Source organism: Pantoea sp. FN0307 (assembly GCF_050113815.1).
GTDB lineage: Bacteria > Pseudomonadota > Gammaproteobacteria > Enterobacterales > Enterobacteriaceae > Mixta > Mixta alhagi.
This window is the reverse complement of the sequence record NZ_JBNJSO010000002.1, coordinates 123,660-141,912: the sequence shown is the minus strand read 5'-3', so window position 1 is coordinate 141,912 and position 18,253 is coordinate 123,660. Positions and strand designations below refer to the sequence as shown.

At 47.8% G+C, this 18,253-nt stretch carries 13 protein-coding genes; all 13 read right to left on the bottom strand.

Annotated features, from left to right (window positions below):
- Positions 1-42: 42 nt before the first annotated feature.
- Positions 43-2,904: an autotransporter outer membrane beta-barrel domain-containing protein gene (locus ACQE3Z_RS08110; protein ID WP_426973224.1), complete on the bottom strand. Its 2,862-nt coding sequence runs from the start codon at positions 2,902-2,904 to the stop codon at positions 43-45.
- Positions 2,905-2,929: 25 nt separating this feature from the next.
- On the bottom strand, positions 2,930-3,538 hold the full coding sequence (locus ACQE3Z_RS08105) for a helix-turn-helix transcriptional regulator (RefSeq protein ID WP_426973223.1): 609 nt from the start codon (positions 3,536-3,538) through the stop codon (positions 2,930-2,932).
- Between the two features lie 1,105 nt (positions 3,539-4,643).
- Complete coding sequence (locus tag ACQE3Z_RS08100; RefSeq protein ID WP_426973222.1) at positions 4,644-5,135, bottom strand: type VI secretion system baseplate subunit TssE; 492 nt, start codon at positions 5,133-5,135, stop codon at positions 4,644-4,646.
- Complete coding sequence (locus ACQE3Z_RS08095) at positions 5,122-5,919, bottom strand: type VI secretion system accessory protein TagJ (protein WP_426973221.1); 798 nt, start codon at positions 5,917-5,919, stop codon at positions 5,122-5,124. Before ACQE3Z_RS08095 ends, ACQE3Z_RS08100 begins: the two co-directional genes overlap by 14 nt.
- Positions 5,920-5,936: 17 nt before the next feature.
- Complete coding sequence (locus tag ACQE3Z_RS08090) at positions 5,937-6,779, bottom strand: TagK domain-containing protein (RefSeq protein WP_426973219.1); 843 nt, start codon at positions 6,777-6,779, stop codon at positions 5,937-5,939.
- A gap of 4 nt (positions 6,780-6,783) precedes the next feature.
- On the bottom strand, positions 6,784-7,047 hold the full coding sequence (locus ACQE3Z_RS08085) for a PAAR domain-containing protein (protein WP_426973218.1): 264 nt from the start codon (positions 7,045-7,047) through the stop codon (positions 6,784-6,786).
- Positions 7,048-7,115: 68 nt separating this feature from the next.
- Positions 7,116-9,764, bottom strand: a complete 2,649-nt coding sequence (locus ACQE3Z_RS08080) for a type VI secretion system Vgr family protein (RefSeq protein ID WP_426973216.1) — start codon at positions 9,762-9,764, stop codon at positions 7,116-7,118.
- Positions 9,765-9,791: 27 nt separating this feature from the next.
- A complete protein-coding gene (locus ACQE3Z_RS08075) occupies positions 9,792-10,481 on the bottom strand; it encodes a T6SS protein Cts1T (protein ID WP_426973214.1) in 690 nt (229 codons plus the stop codon).
- A 28-nt stretch (positions 10,482-10,509) separates the two neighbouring features.
- Positions 10,510-14,307 carry a type VI secretion system membrane subunit TssM gene (gene tssM / locus ACQE3Z_RS08070; RefSeq protein WP_426973212.1) on the bottom strand — a complete coding sequence of 1,266 codons (3,798 nt, stop codon included), beginning with the start codon at positions 14,305-14,307 and terminating at the stop codon, positions 10,510-10,512.
- Between the two features lie 47 nt (positions 14,308-14,354).
- On the bottom strand, positions 14,355-15,722 hold the full coding sequence (gene tssL, locus ACQE3Z_RS08065; protein ID WP_426973210.1) for a type VI secretion system protein TssL, long form: 1,368 nt from the start codon (positions 15,720-15,722) through the stop codon (positions 14,355-14,357).
- Complete coding sequence (gene tssK, locus ACQE3Z_RS08060; protein WP_426973208.1) at positions 15,722-17,068, bottom strand: type VI secretion system baseplate subunit TssK; 1,347 nt, start codon at positions 17,066-17,068, stop codon at positions 15,722-15,724. Before tssK ends, tssL begins: the two co-directional genes overlap by 1 nt.
- A 2-nt stretch (positions 17,069-17,070) precedes the next feature.
- Positions 17,071-17,556 carry a type VI secretion system lipoprotein TssJ gene (gene tssJ, locus ACQE3Z_RS08055; protein WP_426973207.1) on the bottom strand — a complete coding sequence of 162 codons (486 nt, stop codon included), beginning with the start codon at positions 17,554-17,556 and terminating at the stop codon, positions 17,071-17,073.
- Positions 17,557-17,709: 153 nt separating this feature from the next.
- A complete protein-coding gene (locus ACQE3Z_RS08050) occupies positions 17,710-18,195 on the bottom strand; it encodes an Hcp family type VI secretion system effector (RefSeq protein ID WP_426973206.1) in 486 nt (161 codons plus the stop codon).
- Positions 18,196-18,253 lie beyond the last annotated feature (58 nt).

The window sequence follows — 18,253 nt, the reverse complement described above, 5'->3', positions numbered from 1 at the left end:
CGCTTCATCGTCATCAAATTGTTGCATGACAAGAGCTGGTTGTTAAAAGTTATATTTCATTCCTACTATCGCGGCAGTGTCGTTATAGCCAGCATCGCCTATCTGTACGCCGACATTACCCCAGACATTCAAGCGTGGATTAATTTTTCCTTCTAGCCCGATCTTCACTTCAGCCAGATTTGTCGCGCCATTCTGGCTTACCCGTATACCATCCATTTTCGTGGCGAAATTTCGCGTGTTATGCAACCAGTTCAACGCGATATAAGGCTGGAATTCACGCTGCTTAACGTTATCGCGCATGTGGTGACCGTTAAGCCAGGTTTTAATGCCCATTCGGGTCATCCAGTTCCCGTCGCCCTTGCCCTGTATTCGGGTGCCATTTGCTTCCTGATGATCATCGGCGCGTACACCCATCCACACCGCCTGAATCTGCGGTTGAACAAACCACTCATTAAGTGTGCCATGACTGCCCCAGAACTGGCCGGTTTTCCAGGTGTAACCGCCTTCCAGCGAAGCGGTAAATCCGTGCGACTTATAAATTTCAGCCGCCAGTTTTTCGCCGCTCACTTCATTATTAAACCAGCTATATTGTAACCAGCTATCCAGCCAGGCCCCGGTATGGTTTTCTTGGTTCGCATACCATGTTGCATAACCCCCGACGCTATACCCTTTAACAGAGCCCTTCGAGTGATAACCGTTTACGCGATTATCTGTCGTGCTGTGGCTATTGGCATAGCCTGTCATAAACCCGACATGCCAGCGATCTGTACCATCGGTACTCCAGCGCGCGACATCTCCTCCTAGCTGTGCCACATAACGATTGCTTTGGGTTTTTAACTGCCCGCTACCGTCGCGCCACACGTTATGCCCGCCGACCTGTCGTAGCCACAGGCTGGTGATTTCCCTCTGACTCAGGAGCGTATCGCTAAATTGCGGCTCTCCAAGTCGATCGTGTAGCGTCATCATAAACAGGGTATTTCCCGCCGCCAGATTTGCGATGTAGCTTCCACCTTCCGGGCGAACAACAGCCGTCGACCCGAAATCGGGTGTCGGCGCGGGGTCAACCGGCGTTAACTGGCTGGTCAGATACCAGCTTTCCCCCTTACGAACGAGATCGTAATCATATGCCCCGGCAACAATACGGCCCGACTTAACAAAGTTGCCGATGGAAGTACCGCCAACATCAACAATTTCAATACCTTCAACGGTTTTTGCGCCATATCCACCAAGATTATTAATGGAAATACGGGTTGTTCCCTGGAGAACGTCCCCTCCGACAATCAGTTTGTTTGACGGTGAACCGTCATCGCCTAATACACTATTCATCACCAACAGACCACCATCACCCAAGTAATTGCCCGTTACGGTTAGGGTGTCGAACTTGTTTACGTCAGAAAATGTAATAGTGCCGTTATTTATCAGTTGCCCGACGCTTGAGCTGTTGCTCATGTTCCAGCGACTACTGTCATCAAGCACGAGAGAAGTTGTATGAGTAACCGCTCCCGTCAGCACCGAGCCAGATGCAAGATTCACCACTACCGCGTTACCTGGATCTGACACAGAGATATCGCCATTTAGCGTACTATTTACTGCGCTAAACGTTACGTCGCTGTAGAGGTTATTGGCAGGATCGAGCGCATCTTCATAATTGCTGACTGTCATCAATTGACCATTCCCTCCTGTCAGTACGGAGTTTTTTACTTCCAGCACCAGATTGGTGGTATCAACTTGAATCGCCTGTGCCTGATCTGCGTGAAGCATCACATTGTCCAGCGATACATCATTTTTCAGCGATGAGGAATAGCCATTCACAAACAATCCACTAGCCCCATAGCCAGAAGTGGAGATAAGACTATTGCTGATATCCAGCGTGCCGGCATGGCTCCATACCCCGAAGCTTTTATTGCCTGCGGTATTGACCTCCACATTATTGGCGGTGATTTTCGAGCCAGGGTAAGCCAGCAGGCCGGGAGCCAGCTTACCGTACGTTGCAATTGTGCTGTTATTCAGCCTCCCTTGCCCTCCAGACGCCGTAAACATCCCCGCGCCACCTGTTCCCGTGGTTGTGACCGCCAGTCCATCCCCCTGGATCTGGCTTTCGGTATACAATCCGTAGGCGTTTTCACCTTGCGCTTCAAGAGTACTATTCGTGACGCTTGCTCTTCCTCGCTGAGCATTAACCGCAATAGATCGGTCACCCTGAGTAGTAATGGTAGCGTTGTCCACCGTAACGGAGGAATCCGATGAGGCGACCCAAACTGCATCGCTATATGCGCCCTGCGTAAAATAATCTCCTCCCTCAATAACGACTTTTGCATTTGAGTTAACATTGACTGCATAGCTGCTATTGCCCTGGGTACTGGCCGATACATTCTTTAAGGTCAGTTCGCCCGCGCTGACTCGAATGGCTTCGCCAGAATCGATCGTAATCGTTCCATCAGTGATGTCTGCCTTTGCCAGGCTACCCATGCCAGACCAGCTACCATCAAGCACCAATCCATTCGCGCTTCCCTGGCCTGTGATGGTCATATTATCAATCGCGGCAACACTGCTGTTTGCCAGATATAATCCGGCACCCCGATGACCGGTGACATTGATTTGCAACCCTTGAGCCGTGAGCTTGCTATTATCAACCCAGGCTCCGCCTCCATGAATGCTGGAACTATTCAGTTCAACATTTGTGGCAGTTAAATCTGCGCCGTTTTTTGCCTCAATAATAAAATTGCCGTTAGTGCCATTGGCAAGGGTTATATTTTCAATTGTGCGTACAGTCCCATTAGCTATAATTGCATCAGTATTCACTGCCCATACGTATGAACATGAAACAAGATAAACGGGTAAAATATACAGTTGGCAATGCGAAGAAAGATACAAATGCCGTTTATTATGTAAGTCCTTATTCATAGTCAATTCCTTTTAAGTTGTTCAGCTACAGGCAAAGCGTATTTCTTTCATCCCGACGGCAATTTGCAATAAATGAGGCATATCGGTAAAATTCCGCCCGATTAACCGCTCCCATCTTGCGGCTGGCATTACGGTAATGAGTACTGATTGTTTTCCGTGAACGATTCAGAATTCTTGATATGTCCGTGCTGTCGTAACCCCGTCCAACCAAAATCATTACATCATTTTCAGTATCTGAAAGCTGAGCATATTTTTTTAAGCCAAAATTCCAGTACGCCTCTTCCCTGTTGACCAACAAGTTATAATCGGCTCTGGCTATTGAAAGTATTTTGCCGATCTTTATGGAAATTTCATCCAGGGTCAGGTTTTTGGTTATAAATGGAACGTGAATTGTCATCCCTTCATCCCCTCTCCGGCCTGATCCATGGCTAGTGCAGATACTTCTTTGATTAAAAATCCGAATCGTCACCATGTCATCGCGGAAAATAATATCCGCAATATCATGGTTTTTTTCTTGTGATGGCAATAAAAAAAGAACTTCCTCTTTATGGACATCGGTGCACTGGTTGAAAATTAAGGCGCTCAATCCTGACATCAGGTAAAAGTTTGAATCCATCAATAATATATTCAACATACATCACATCCATGCGTTGTAATTTCAACCCACTTACAATTACTCAAGTACAGCGAACACCAGACAGTGCAAACAAAACAAACGAACAGAAATGGCTTACTAAGCCAGGCCATTCAGGCGCAACCTGTTTGGGTCACAATATAATGGTCTTTTAAACGCTACCCTCCCGCATCATGGTGCACCATCTATATTAAAATAGTTAAGACAGACTACAGATCAGACAGAAAGATACCTATTGAATTAAATAAACCAGAGACATAAATTACATGGAGATAGACAGAGAAAAATCATAAGAAAAGGCTCAAAATTCCTCTTCACACTCACTACCTGACATCCTGTCCAATAGTCCTCTGTTTACATTTGGCATAGAAAGTAATAGAAAATATCAGAAAAAATAAAACCCCGAAAATTACAGTCTATAAAATAAGCAACATTCAGATTGCGACAGTTCTTTTATTAACAGTACAAATTGTCACTATGTCATCGCTAAAAATGACACACGCAATATCACGTTTTTTTCCTCTAATGACAATAAAAAATAACCTGCCCTTTACGATCATCAGCGAACTGGTTAAAGATTAAGAAAATTAATCCTGATATCTGATAAAAGTTTCAATCCATCAATAGTATATTTAACATACATCACACCCATACCTCGTGATTTCCATACACTTGCAATTACTCCATGCACAGCAAAAGCCAGCCAGCAAAAAAATGAACGATCAGAAGCGATGTATAACAGACGGAGGAGAATTATAATAAAACAGATAAAGAAAGACTATAAGAAAAGGCTTAAAATACATTTTTGTTTTTACTCTCACTACCTGGAATTTTATCCAACGGTTCTCCTTTTACATCTTATATATATAACGATAAAATATATCTAAAAAAATAACTATATATTAAATTATAATCAATAAAATAAACAACAAGCATATAATTAGTTAAAATTTTTTAAGGGTGTATTCCGAAAAAATTTCTTTCGGAATATAACCCCTCCTTAAAATATAATTTAGAGCAATTTTGGGATAAATAATCAAGAAAAATCTTAATGATATTCCCCAAAACTCAGAAATAGTCTGTTAAAAGAGAAAATAAAAAATAATCACAGCAGTTTCAGATCTACTTTTTCGGACTCAAAGTCATAATGACCATTCATACATAGATCAATGGGTCTGGGTTGCCAATAAATCATCGCTCTGATTTCAAAAAGAACCACAGCATGCCGGGCCAGCCCATCTTTGTCCTGTAAAGAGCGAACAAGAAACGTCTCAGGAATTATCCGAGGCTCAAAACGTAAAATTGCATCACGAATAGTTTTCTCTATTACATTCCAGTTACGATGATTCTCCATGTTACCGATCAAAGGCGAAACGCCATAATTGAGTACCGACTCCATAACTAACTTATGTTGGCGTTCATTCAGTGTATCCTCAATATTAGTATGGTTAATCAGATCGGTAATATCCTTTTGAACAATGCTGCGCATCTTTCTGATATCAATTGATCTGACACGATCGTGAGGACTTCTGGGCTCATCATCCTGAAGACGCTCCAGTAAGATGGGAAGATATTGTCGCTTATTATCCGAAAACAATTTCGCCAACTTCCATAATTGAGTGCTCACTGATATCGGTAATGACAACTTTCCTACCGCTCCCTGTAGAAAGTACTTCAGACCATTGCTGCCACTCCGTTTTTAATCCTAATTTATTATCCTGGGGATCTGCGTTTTCCGCGGGATAACGTGCCGGGATATAACCGGAGTATGTTTCACCATCTGCATTTATCGTTGCAGGCAGCCATAGTAAATCCAGAAGATCTTCAGGTTTGGATACGCTCAATTGTTGGATGGAAGAGTAAGGCAGCCAACGGTATCCGCCTGCACAAATAAACTCACATATCGGACCAAGACGACCATCACTGTCGGCTATCCATGAAAAGTTCCCTAAGGTGTCGCTTTTCCCGGCGCTTTCGGGTGCCAGGCCAAACGCTTCTTCCCGCAATATAACTGCCTGCTCGGTGTTGCCCTGATAATGCTCCGCGTTCGCTTCATGTAATTTCAACATCCACGCCGGCATATCATCCTGCAAGGTTGCGGCCAGACGCCCGCCGGTTAATACCTGTTGACGCTGCATTTCACTGAATACCAGGTTTTTGTAGAGTTCAGTCTGTGTTTTCAATCCATCATCTATCAGAGCCAGCGTTTGTAGCTGCAGTAACGCTTTATCCCAGGCACCATCAACACAATAGAGTTTGAACAGTATTTCTCGTGCTTTCAGATCCTGGGGCTGCGATTTAACTTGCTCCAGTATCTGTTTCTGCAGCTCATTCAACGATGAAGTTTTGAGCATTTGAGTAAGAGATGTAAAATTTTGCATAGTATCGATTCCTTCGATTAATAATAAGTGTCCAGACCCACTTTATAGAAGTCCTGAAATACCAGTTCAGGGACTTGATATCTGCTTTTCGCAACAATGTGTTCAGGAGACAAAGAGCGAAGCAGATCGGATTTCTCTTCTTCCCCGAAAAGTTCATCCCACTGTTCACCCTGCTCCAGCTCCGGCCATACTTTCTCCATCAGAAAAGTTCTGTCGACAACACATTCAGTCAGCGTTTTGTCTTTGAGCTGCTCTCTAATTCTTTCAAAACGATAGTCCTTTTTAAAAATGTGATTAGTCTGATGAGAAGTTCCGTCAAAGCAACCGCTATCCTGCTCCTGCCAGATCAGAAATCGCTTATATTCTAATTCCAGCATTTTCAGAATATCGTCGCCTTTATTCTGAGCGAGTATGACGTCATTGAAATAGCGCAGATCATTAACGTAACTCCCGCCGTTAGGAAGAATGTTTTCAACCTCAGGAAGTTTATCACTCGTCTGCCAAACGCCATTGGGATAAATGAGCCGAAAGAACGACTGATCATCGATCTCGTCATTGCCCTCGCCGACTATAACTAACTTGAAGTGCCCGACCTGAATTTTGCTTGCCTCACGCAACGGATGAACACTTCCGTATGACACCTCAATACCATCCAGATAACAGACATGACTCGCGCACAAACTCAGCATTACGGGCCTGGCCATGCGCCAGTAGAAAATAACGGCATCATGACCCAAATGACTATTATGATCGTTAAAGTTTCCATTGACCGCATCAAACGTGACAGCATTGTCAGCAGTCAGATTTCTGGAAATACTCATCGCTTCCCGCGACGCGGGCCATTCAAATTGAATATTCACGACATCAGCCTATATAAACATTAGCAGACCCCGACACAACAACGGCACCGCAACCCGTGACATCACCAAGGCGAGCTGCCGGTAAACCATTAATAAAAACCGTGACAGCGCCTGTCGCGACTGGCGCGGCTCCGTGTCCCAGCGCGCAGGGTGCTACGCTTGCTCCGGCAACTGCGGCGGGCAGGCCATTAATATAGACATTTCCAGATCCAGAACATAACGCACCACCATGCGAGGTGGCATCACCTACTCGTCCTGCGTTTTGCATTATTAATTCTCCTTGTTGGAATAATATGGCGAGAGCGCAAGCGACTCGCCACTAAGTTCAATAAACAATTAAGGTTCGATGGTTTCACTCCCGGTCGGCGTCTCGGTCGGCGTCTCGGTCGGCATCACGGTCGGCATCACGGTCGGCATCACGGTCGGCATCACGGTCGGCATCACGGTTGGCGTCACGGTCGGCGTCACGGTCGGCGTCACGGTCGGCGTCACGGTCGGCGTTTCGGTCGGCGTCTCGGTCGGCGTCTCGGTCGGCATCACGGTCGGCATCACGGTCGGCATCACGGTTGGCGTCACGGTCGGCGTCACGGTCGGCGTCACGGTTGGCGTCACGGTCGGCGTCTCGGTCGGCGTCTCGGTCGGCGTCACGGTCGGCGTCACGGTCGGCGTCACGGTCGGCGTCACGGTCGGCGTCACGGTTGGCGTCACGGTCGGCGTCACGGTTGGCGTCACGGTTGGCGTCACGGTCGGCGACACGGTTGGCGTCACGGTCGGCGTCACGGTCGGCGTCACGGTTGGCGTCACGGTCGGCGTCACGGTTGGCGTCACGGTCGGCGACACGGTCGGCGTTGGTGTTGGTATAGGCGGTAATGGGATAATTACGCCAAACAGCGCGGAAACGGCCGGTAATCCCGGTAAACCTATCATCCCGCCACCACCGCCACCGCCACCGCCGCCGCCGCCATCAGAGTTATCACCGGGATTAATATCAACTTGTCCTCCCTGGATAACCACCTGACTGGAACCGATGATTTTTATTTTTTTAGCCGCAATAACCAACTCGCCCCCCGCTGTGAGTGTCATTGCGCCGCCTGCTACCATGGTGCTCGCGCCGCCTACGGCAAGGGAGTGATAGCCTCCCACATTCACCTGATGAGCGCCGCCAACGGAAAGCGAGTGATATCCTCCGACGGCAGTCATAAAGGCGCCGCCGACATTGATCCCTTTCGCTCCTATAACATTGTCGTCCTGATTTCCACCAACCTGAATCGCCAACGCAGCGCCAATCATAGCGCTGCTATTACCGACAACATCAGACTTATAGTCCCCGCCAACAAACAGATTGCGCGACTGGCCAACATTGACGTCAGAGTTCATACCAATGGTCTGTACTTCGTTTTGCTTAGTCAGACGGGACATATCCCGTTCAGCCTGCTCCCAGTAATGCTCCTGCCCCGGTTTATCTTCGTAACGAATGCCATTGTAGTTACTGAGCCCGCCGCCAACGGTACGAGTGATAAGCCCGCTTTGTGTCGCGTTAGCTGGCAAATCCCACGGCGGCATCGTCACGTTGTTATAAAGGCTGCCTGTGATTAAGGGTCTGTCTGGATCGCCATTAATAAAGTCGACAATCACTTCGTGACCAATACGAGGAATATAGATCCCGCCAAATTTATTCCCTGCCCATGCCTGGCTGACGCGCAGCCAGCAGGAATCAGATTCACGATTCTTACCGTAGCGATCCCAAAGAAAACGGACTTTGACGCGGCCATATTTATCTGTCCAAATTTCCTCACCCGGAGGCCCAACGACGATTGCTGTCTGTGGGCCACTGGTTTTTGGTTTTGCTACCGTCACCGGATGTCGGTAAATCTTGGTCATTGGATGAACGGTAAAATCACAGCTGTAGCGAAATTCATCCTGTGAAGAAAGCTGATTAATTTCCTCCACCAACAGATGACTGCGCATTATCATATATTCACGATTAGCTTTTTCTACGGGGTAATTCACGAGTTCAAAACTGCAACCACAGGCTATACCACGCAACTCGCCAGAACCTTCGCAGCGCGAACCTAACGCTCCACGTTCTTCCATCCGCACCCGTGCCAGATGCTCACCGACAGCAGGTTGCTCGTAATCTCCTGGCCAGTGAAAAATCTCCATCTGGTTAAAACTGGTCTTCCGCGGTTTACTGTCGAGCGCCATAATATCGGCTCGGGATTTAGTAAAGTCATAATCATTTGTTACCCACTTTCCAGAGGTAATCGTTTCCTGTAAATGGAATTGGTTGATGTATTCTTCATCCATCTTCGGATTGTCGGAAGCATATTGAATAACGTGGTAGGCTTCGCTTGGGAAACGCTTATGCGCACCGACATTATCAACCAGAATTAGCTTGTGACTTTTTTCACTGTGTTCAAAGAACCAGTAAATCCCCCACTCTTCCATCAGTCGTTCAATAAAAGCGAAGTCCGTCTCGCCATACTGCACCTGAAAATCAAGCAGTGGATAGCTTCCTGACAGTCGTTTCTCAAAGGGGAAGTTATAATCGCCTAATACCTCATCGATAATATTTACCACCGATTTCTGCTGAAATATTTTAAAGTCGGTAGTTAATTCCGCAAGATGAAGCCAAGGCCGCAGGATAATTTCATAAAGCGCCTGGTAGCCATCGCGACCAATATATCGCGCTCTTTGCACTATACCGGATATTTCACGGATACCTTTGCCAATGCCAGTAAAATCCCCAAGCCCATTACCATCAAGCTCAATTTCAACAGTCATCTCTTTGCCGATTAATGACTTCAAATCAACATTCGACGCCTCCTGCCAGGGAATAAGCGGATTAGAAGGTGTCCTGACAGTAATCAGGTAAGAATAGAGCGAAGAAAGCGATTCTTCACCATCCAGCTTTGAAATTATCAACGCTGGCTCTCCAAGCAGCAGTGGCATCGCCGGGCTACTTAATTTAATGGTTCGTGACATACGATCACCTGATGCGTTGTGAGTAGCTTAAAATGATGCGTCAGGCAATTTAGCCTCAGCGCGCTGTAACGGAATTCTCCGCGAATCTAATATTTTCCCGTGTCGGCTTTGCCGCCAAATCCAGATGCCTGCATCCTGTTGAATACAGTCAGGCCAGTTTTTCCACGGCATAATCTCGACACCATCGTTATTTCGAATGCAATAGTCTTCCTGCGATCCCTCCCTGAGTAACACCTGAGATTGATTTTTAAATTGCCAGGCTGGTGTCAGCACCCTTTCCCACCAGGGGGAATAACTTCGTCCGAGCGCCCTCACCCATTGCCATAACAGCTGCCAGTCTTTTTTCACCAGATCATTTTTCCGTGCCATGTTTAAAATTCTTGAAGCCCAGAATGTCAGAGGAAATTCAACATGCATATTTTTTTGCAACCATGAATAAGAGACCGGGCTATAAACAACAACAAGTAATTTTTTCCCTTGCTTATCCGGCAGTACCATAAACGCGCCGACGCAGGAATGCCTTTGTCGAAGTGAGGCAGCGGAAATAACAAAGCACCATGGATAATGTTCCGGTAAATATTTATCAAGTATTGAGGATCCGATGCTTGGCAGTATTTGCTGCGTAATAATCGAGCGCACTTCGCGCTGCGTTTTACTCAACCTGCGAAACTGACCTGCACACGATTCATCGACAAGTAAACACAGGCGTATCGACATAGTTCCCTCTATATATAGTCGCCACTTTTTAATAATCGCTGGGGCAGCGGAAATTTTTCAACAGTTCCATTACAGGCCGGTCTTTATAAGTTAACCCCGTGACTTCGATATTTGCCCGTCGTGAATCTAAATCAAATACCAGCTGCATATCGTCGGAATGGTTCGCCACAATATCACTGGCGCTGTCTATCCAGCGAAACAGGGACCACGGGCCGGTAAACATTAACGATGAATTTCCTGACGCAACACGCGGCGTGGCATTAAGCGTCACTCTTGAGGTCATACGCGACGCAGGCCAAATAACCGAAACTGGAGAAACAGGCCAGTGCGCATAATTCACCTGCTTACCGTCGAAATTCATATTCAACTGCGTAATTTCTGGCGCTAAATAAGGCACCGAGATATCAAAAGTGAGCGAAAAACGACGCCCTCCTTCGTCCTGAAAAAAAGCATTTCGAATTTCCGCCGCTCTTTCGAACATATCCAGGGTGTTTGCGCTATCCGCCACATCGCCTTTGTAGCGCCATGGTCGTGATGAGGTATCCACGATGTTCGTCAGATGAGTTTTAAAGTACTCGTCCACCAGCCCGCCAGAGGCAAAGAAACGTTCGAAATCAGCGAGCTTCGCCTCTCGCTGGCTATTCGCAAAGGGATAGCGCCCCTGCAAAGTAGCACGACATACCCGGCCAAGTTTCTCATCAATATCTCGATTACTTCTGACAACAGCCCCCTCACTCGCCCGATGCCACACGCCTTCCAGTAACGGCACAATCAAGTTTGGCAGCGGGTCGGGCCAGGTTTGCGATTCTGCACTTAGCTGACGCATGGAATCAGAAAGTGCCATCGCATTGCCATTTTTCAGCGCATCGTTATAGATAACGAACAACGTGTATTGCTCACTGAGCGCACCCATCAGCTTGCTCAGCTCCGCGCCGCCCCCCATTGCAGAGGCTCCGCCCGCCGACTCGCGGGCTCCGGTCACAAACTCACGCAGCGGAGCAAAATGATTATCTACCCGTTCCTGAAGCAACTTCTTTTCCATCGCCGCATAGGCCAGATTTACTTTGGCGGCCGCATTTAAGATTTGCCCCTTGTTGCTGACATTATCGAGCAGCGATTTATTCTCTTTACTAATCAGCGTGGTTTCGCTGACTACGCGAGTAATGAAGTTAACCAACGGCGAGTCCGATGCGCTCAACTGTCGCAGCATATAGATATCCGCCGTCATACCTGCATGACCATAGTCTAAAGACAACGCATGCATTTTGATGCGGATATTGCCCAGAAAATCCTGCCAGTGCCGCGTATACTCATCCAAATAGAGCGTCAGGATCTGTTGTTGTACGGGGTTAACCAAGGCGCCGCTGTTAGTCATTTTGACCTGCATAACGGGCGCGACTGCGTTGTCAGGTTCCGTTTTACCCAACACCCAGGCATCCTCACGAACCAGCGGAATCAGGTTAGGACCCATTTTTTTTTTAAACGCCTCGTAATAACCGGCATGGGTAAAAAGACCGGGGATAACCGTTGTTCCATTTTCGTCGAGCGGCGAAAATAACTCTCCGCCGCGTGATTTAGCCATCGCACTTAACGTCAAATCAGCAGGCACATCCTGCGCCACCGAGTCTTTAATACGTTCGTACAAACGGCTGGCCAGATCCTTACGTTCGAGCATGGCTCGAGCGTACTTCACTAATCCTTCATCCGGCTCCTGCCCGAAGCGTCGCCACTCAGGAGAATCAAAAAGATTATTCAGGTGTGAGATAAAAATTCGACGCTCTTCGTAGGGCTGAAGCTTATTCGTCATTTCCCACAAATGGGTAATACTGGCGATCATGTACTGCTTATCGAATTCACCCTGGCCGTATACCTGCAAATAAATTTTCAATTGACGATAAATTTGTTCGGAATTACCGTTATCAATCGTCTCCTGAAGCGCCAGAGCAACCTGGTGTTCAATCTGCGGCAATAATAGTCGTTGCAGGAAAAACTGATATAACGAATCAGAAGCCCTGGCAACTTCGTCACCGGTATAAAGGCCGTAGCGCCAATTGAGCGGCGGATTGAATATATCCAGCGAGCGATATTCCGGAAGGTATTGCGAAAGCGTAAGCAGGCGCGGCAACAAGTTGTCCGCTGTGGTATCGGCAAAACGTTTTACTTCGCCACCCAGCGTACTGACTTTCGTATCCACAGCGTCCAGATAATCGTTGTTATACTGGTAACTATTCCAGAAACCGTTCAGTAGTATGAAAGCCAGCAAAATAGAGAACGTATGCCCAAAAAAACGCTGCAGGCGATATTTCGATTCATTCGCCAGGTTATACCGCGCCAGCCCCAGATCTTTGACGATCACTTCGCTAAACAGCTGTTTGAGGAAATACTGACGACCGTACGACACGTTATTGATTAAAAAATTACTCTCTTCCGGCTGGGCAGTTAACGAAGCCACCGCCGTTGGCGTTTTGCCCTCAACGTAGTTTGACCATTTATGTATGATGCTCTGGTTATTCAGCAGACTTAATCCTACAGGCTGATGACTGCTGGAAAAATAGATACCGCGCAACAGAGTATAGCTTTGCGTTTCATCGTAGCGGGAAGCAAAAAAGATATTGTGAACAACCTCGGCTACCCGCTCTGACAACAGAAGGAAATCCTGCGGCAGTGCATACATCTTCTTGCGATCGCGGTTGTCATACTCTTCCTGCAGGCGAACGATCATGTCCCGCTCAATACGATCCTCAAGCAAAGAAAATTCTTCTTTTATCTGATCGTTCAGTTCGCCGACTGACGCCGTTCTGGCATCGCCATAGGGAAAAGTTACTCCCCAGACCTGCTCGCGTTCCTGCTCAGTTAAAATCCTGAAATACTCAGCAAACCCCGGCAGTTGGTCCAGCTTGGTCACCATGACATACACAGGGAAACGTACGCCCAGCGTCTGGCGCAATTCATCCACTCTGGCGCGCAGGCTTGCCGCCAGTTCAAACAGCTCAGCCTGGCTTCGCTCCAGCACATCAGCGGCAGTAAATGTCACTACCGCTCCGTTTAACGCTTTCACAGGCCGATATTTTTTCAGGGCTTTGAGTATTGCGTGCCATTCGTTGATATTTGCTTCCGGCTCGCTAACGTATTTCCCGGAGGTATCAACATAGACCGCGTCATTAGTAAACCAGCATTCGCAGTTACGTGTTTGCTGCGCCGGTTTTCCAACCTGATTCAGTTGCTCGGGCAGCGGGAAGTTCTGCCCTGCCCCCAGAATTGCAGAAGTCTTACCTGCACCTTGTGTACCGAGAACCATATACCACGGCAAAAGATCCAGGGGCTTACGCGCTAAAATTACACGCTGAAAGAAAGAGAGATTGCTGCAACTTTTATTCACATAATCTATAGCGCTGGCAATAACCGCAGAGATTTCGGACGTATCGCTTTCCGCAGCAGGGGTCTTGCGGCGGGCAAACTTATCCAACAGCGCCGGATTATCTTTTAACGCCAACAGAAGCAACCACAGGCCATACAGTAGTGCACCGGCCAAAAAAATCGCAATAATCGCTAGCCTGACGCTCACCGGCGCCAGCGGATGGTTTTCACCCGCAAGCAGGAACGGGCCAAAGACCCAAACCATCACGCACAGCGTTGCGGTTATCGCGATAAATAGTGGCCAGCGTAACCAGAAAATAACCAGACACAGCACGGCCAGCAGGATAAAAACTATGCGCGATTCAACACTCTGTAACGGACGAGAATCGCCAAAACCAAAAAAGGGTCCAAGAAACCAGATAGCAGCGATTAATAACCCGATACAACATACAATCAGCAGCGTTTTCAAAAATCGTGCCGCAAAGATTCTATTAAAATAAGGCATTGTTGTTCTCGTTAATACGTGACAAAAAACTCTACGCGGCGATTCTTCGCCCGTCCCTGAGCAGTATCATTAGATGCCAGCGGCTGACTGCTGCCCGCCCCTTCGACTTTTACTTTGTCCTCTGGCAGGCCTGCGGCAACAAAATAGCGAGCCACTTCTGCTGCACGTTTTTGCGACAGTACGATGTTATTGGGCAATTCCGGACGATGAATAGGCGTAGCATCGGTATGGCCAACAATCAGTACTTCACCATTCACGCGGCGAACTTCGTGGGCGACACGTTTAATTATCTCCGCCATCTCTGGTTGCACCGAGGTGGAGCCGGAGAGGAACAACGAATCTCCGTTGAATACCACTTTGCTTTGCTTCTGGGTTTCATCAACGCTGAGCAGTTGTTTCTTGATTTCATTGCGTAGCAAGACAGCCAGTCTGAGACGTATTTTGAGCTGTGGTGTGGTGACTTTGATATTGTGCATGGCGTAGATCTCACTGGTGATACCGTCGAGGCGTTTCAATAGCGAGTACTTAAACCAGATAAAAGTAGATGCAATCAGCACGCCCGCGCACAGGGCTGTCAGCCGAACCGGGATGATGTTTTTTTCACGTAACACCGGACCTGGAGGCTGTAGCCCATGCGGTGATAAGATCGATTGCGTGGTATTGCGCGTACTTTGAATCAGCGTCAGTAAACGTTGACGAATTTTGGTCAGCTGTCGATCGCCGTCTTCAATAATGCTGTAGCGCCCCTCAAAACCAAGGCCGAGAATGCGTAACAGCACCTCCAGCACGTCAGCGAACTCATTGGGATTCATCGATAGACGCCCAATCAACAGGAAGAATTTATTTCCGCCGTCGTTGTCCCCTTCAAAGTAGTTCAACAGGTTGCTCTGTGACCAGCCAGCCTCAAGGCCCCACGGTGTTGCGTGAGCGGCTTCATCAAGCGCGGTACAAAGGCAATAGCGAACAATAGCCATTTTTTTCCAGGGGATATTGACCTCATCGCAGACAATGCTGAAAAGATTAATCTGGCTTTTGAGCATGTTTTTCAGGAGTTCAACTTGGGAAATGTCGCTAATCTGTTCAGGCATATCACTCAGTGCGCGCAACAAAGGCTGAGCGGCTTCCAGTAATGAGTTCCTGGCGGCTTTTACCTTTAATACACGTTGCTGTACGCTTTCGCTTCGCAGGGAGCGGTCATCTTTAAATGGCTGCTGGTGCATACCGGCCATATCGCTACGACTGATGGGCGCTGCTTCAGAATCCTGAATCCAGTCGCCCTGATCATCCAGCAGAAATTTCCCCATCGCCTGCGGCGAAGCATTCTCGTCGTGAACATTCTCTGAAGCATTCGCTCCCTGCGGGTTGATATCGTCTTTCATCAGCTCCGGATACCCCAAAGTTCCATTTTCAGGCCCGGGAAGTCACCGGCAACATGTAACGCCAGCGCTCCGGTCGTCGAGATTTTGTCCCAAAAAGGGCCGCTTTTAAGCAGTTCGTAATAGACATAACCTGTGCTGTAAGGGATCTGGCGCGGCGGTACCGGCAGTCCCTGCAATACCAACCCCGGCAAGTGCGAGCGAACCAGTTCATGGAGTTGTTGCGGAGCGCTGATTTTGGTCTGAGCCTGGAACTGCTGGTGCAGGACATCCATTGGCAGCTGAGCATGCACCGCCAGCACCAGGTTTGAGAACGACTGCAGTTCATTGGGCAGAACCGAAGCGGACCAGACGCCATTACCTTTAGCGTGCAGGTCGATAAGCTGCCCAGCCCGTACCAGGATCTGGTTCAGCAAATCATGAACGTCATCCACCAGCGGGCGAATTGAGGGATACAGCCTGGCGTGGTCATAGCCGGGTGCCGTTTTCGGACGACGCGTTTTGGTACGGACAAATGTTGAAAGCTCACCCGCCAGTTTTGCCAGTTCTTCATACAAAACGATCGGCGGCATTTCAGGAATATGTCGTAAATGGTCCAGAATCGGCTCATATTTATTGAAAATTTGCAGCAGCAGATAGTCCACGACTTCCGCGCTGGCGCTGGCTTTGCCATCCGAGGTAGAGAGGCGATTCGCCAGCATCTCAGCACGCATTTTTACAAGGCCGTTAAGGTGCGTCAGCCACTCTCTGAGCAGCAGGCTTGCGGCATATCCGGTCACAGGCGGGATATAATCATCCGTATGCAAGAGTATGCTGCCGTCCGGCTGAATAGCCTTTACCCGGGCCAGGGGTAGACCGATCCATGATTCTGTCATCTCAGTTTCCGAAACCAACTTCAGCCGAAGCATTGCCAGTTGAACCGGCTTCGGCCCCTGGCGAATAGCATTGGTATCGCATAGCTCCGCTTCCTGGGCGCGGAAACGCGCCAGTGAACTGGCATCGTGCTGGTTAAAGATGGTTTCATCGCTGTTATCAAGACGCAGCGGAACCGCCAGATAAAGCATCTTGCCAAGATGTTCAGGCAGAATAGTCAGCGGTTCCGGTAAGTCGGCGTGGTCGGGTACGTCAAACGGTGTGCCGTCCGGCAGAACACCGCGGGCGGTACGGAGTACAAGTTTGCCGTAAGTCAGCGCTTCGTGGTCGATTTCGTACTGCGAGAATCCCCAGAAAAATGGACTCAATGTCGATGCTCGCTTGTGTGCGTAATACTCAAAGTAACGTTCTTGCTGCTGAAAAAGCTGAGGGCGCAGGAACAATCCTTCGCTCCAGACGACTTTATTTGTTCTCATGGTTAATCCACTTTTTTAATTGTCATTGCTGTTTTATGAAAGTGCGCATTCAACTCAAGCGAATCGTCGCTAAAGACTTTTTCCCACCACGATGTCTTCTTTGGTAAATCCCACGTAGCTAACCAGATCGAATCGTTGAGATTGCGATATGCGCTAATAAACCCAAGGGTTCGCGTATCGTTATTGAGATTAATAAAAATACTGCGTGCTTCCCCTGGTTGTAATATCGCTTCATAGATTTTTGATGAAGCGGCCAACAAAGGTTTACTGCTACCATCAGTAATTTCAAAAAAATCAGCGTTACTGAAAACATCCGTTTCCTTGATGTTATAAATAAAAATACTTAGCGGGGCCGGATGTCCACTGGCGTTCGGGTTAATATCTTTGTCTGCAATTAGATTTATTTTTATTTCACCGGCTGCTGTTTTTCTCTCACTATTGCTGCTACAGGAAACCAGAACCACTGCCAACATAATTGCTGCCAGCATCTGTAGCATTCTCGGCCAATATTGGTTGATGTCTGTTCTGCAAAACATATCCCTGACCACGCTATTTTTTCATAATATGAAACGGTTTGTTCGATATAGCTGATGAGAATTTTGCCGCCGAAGCGGCAAAATTCATTGCTTACCAGGGCAGGATTAACTGCGCTGGTTAGCTTTAACGTCGTAACTTGTAGAAATAACGCCGGATTTAGCGCCTTCAGCATTCTGCATGACATAGTCCTGAGTAACTTTGGTAAACGCAAAGGTTACTCTCTCACGCGGACGCGTTTCATCTGCACTGGAGCCTGCGGTTTCCACTCGAGTAATAATGACATCGGTGAATTTAATGGTCAGGTATTCCAGAGGGTCGCCACCCGCTTTACGCATAACAAATTGAACTTCCTTGATATGCTTACCAGACAAGCAGTAGCTCAGAAGGTTGGTACTGGCTTTATCAACGTAATGCTCAAAGCAGAAATCTTCAACGGTCGCTTTACCAGAACCGCCGCCAGAGCCACTGTGCATATTAGCATGCTGACTGCTGGCCCAATACCATGAAAGCACTTCGATTTCATTTTTATGGGTAGCATCCAGAGATTCGCCTTCGATGCCATCGATTTTAATAAACATATCTTGAGCCATAATATTTCCTTTTTTCAGCTCTCATTGGATAAAGTTACACAATGTGTAACAGCAAGTT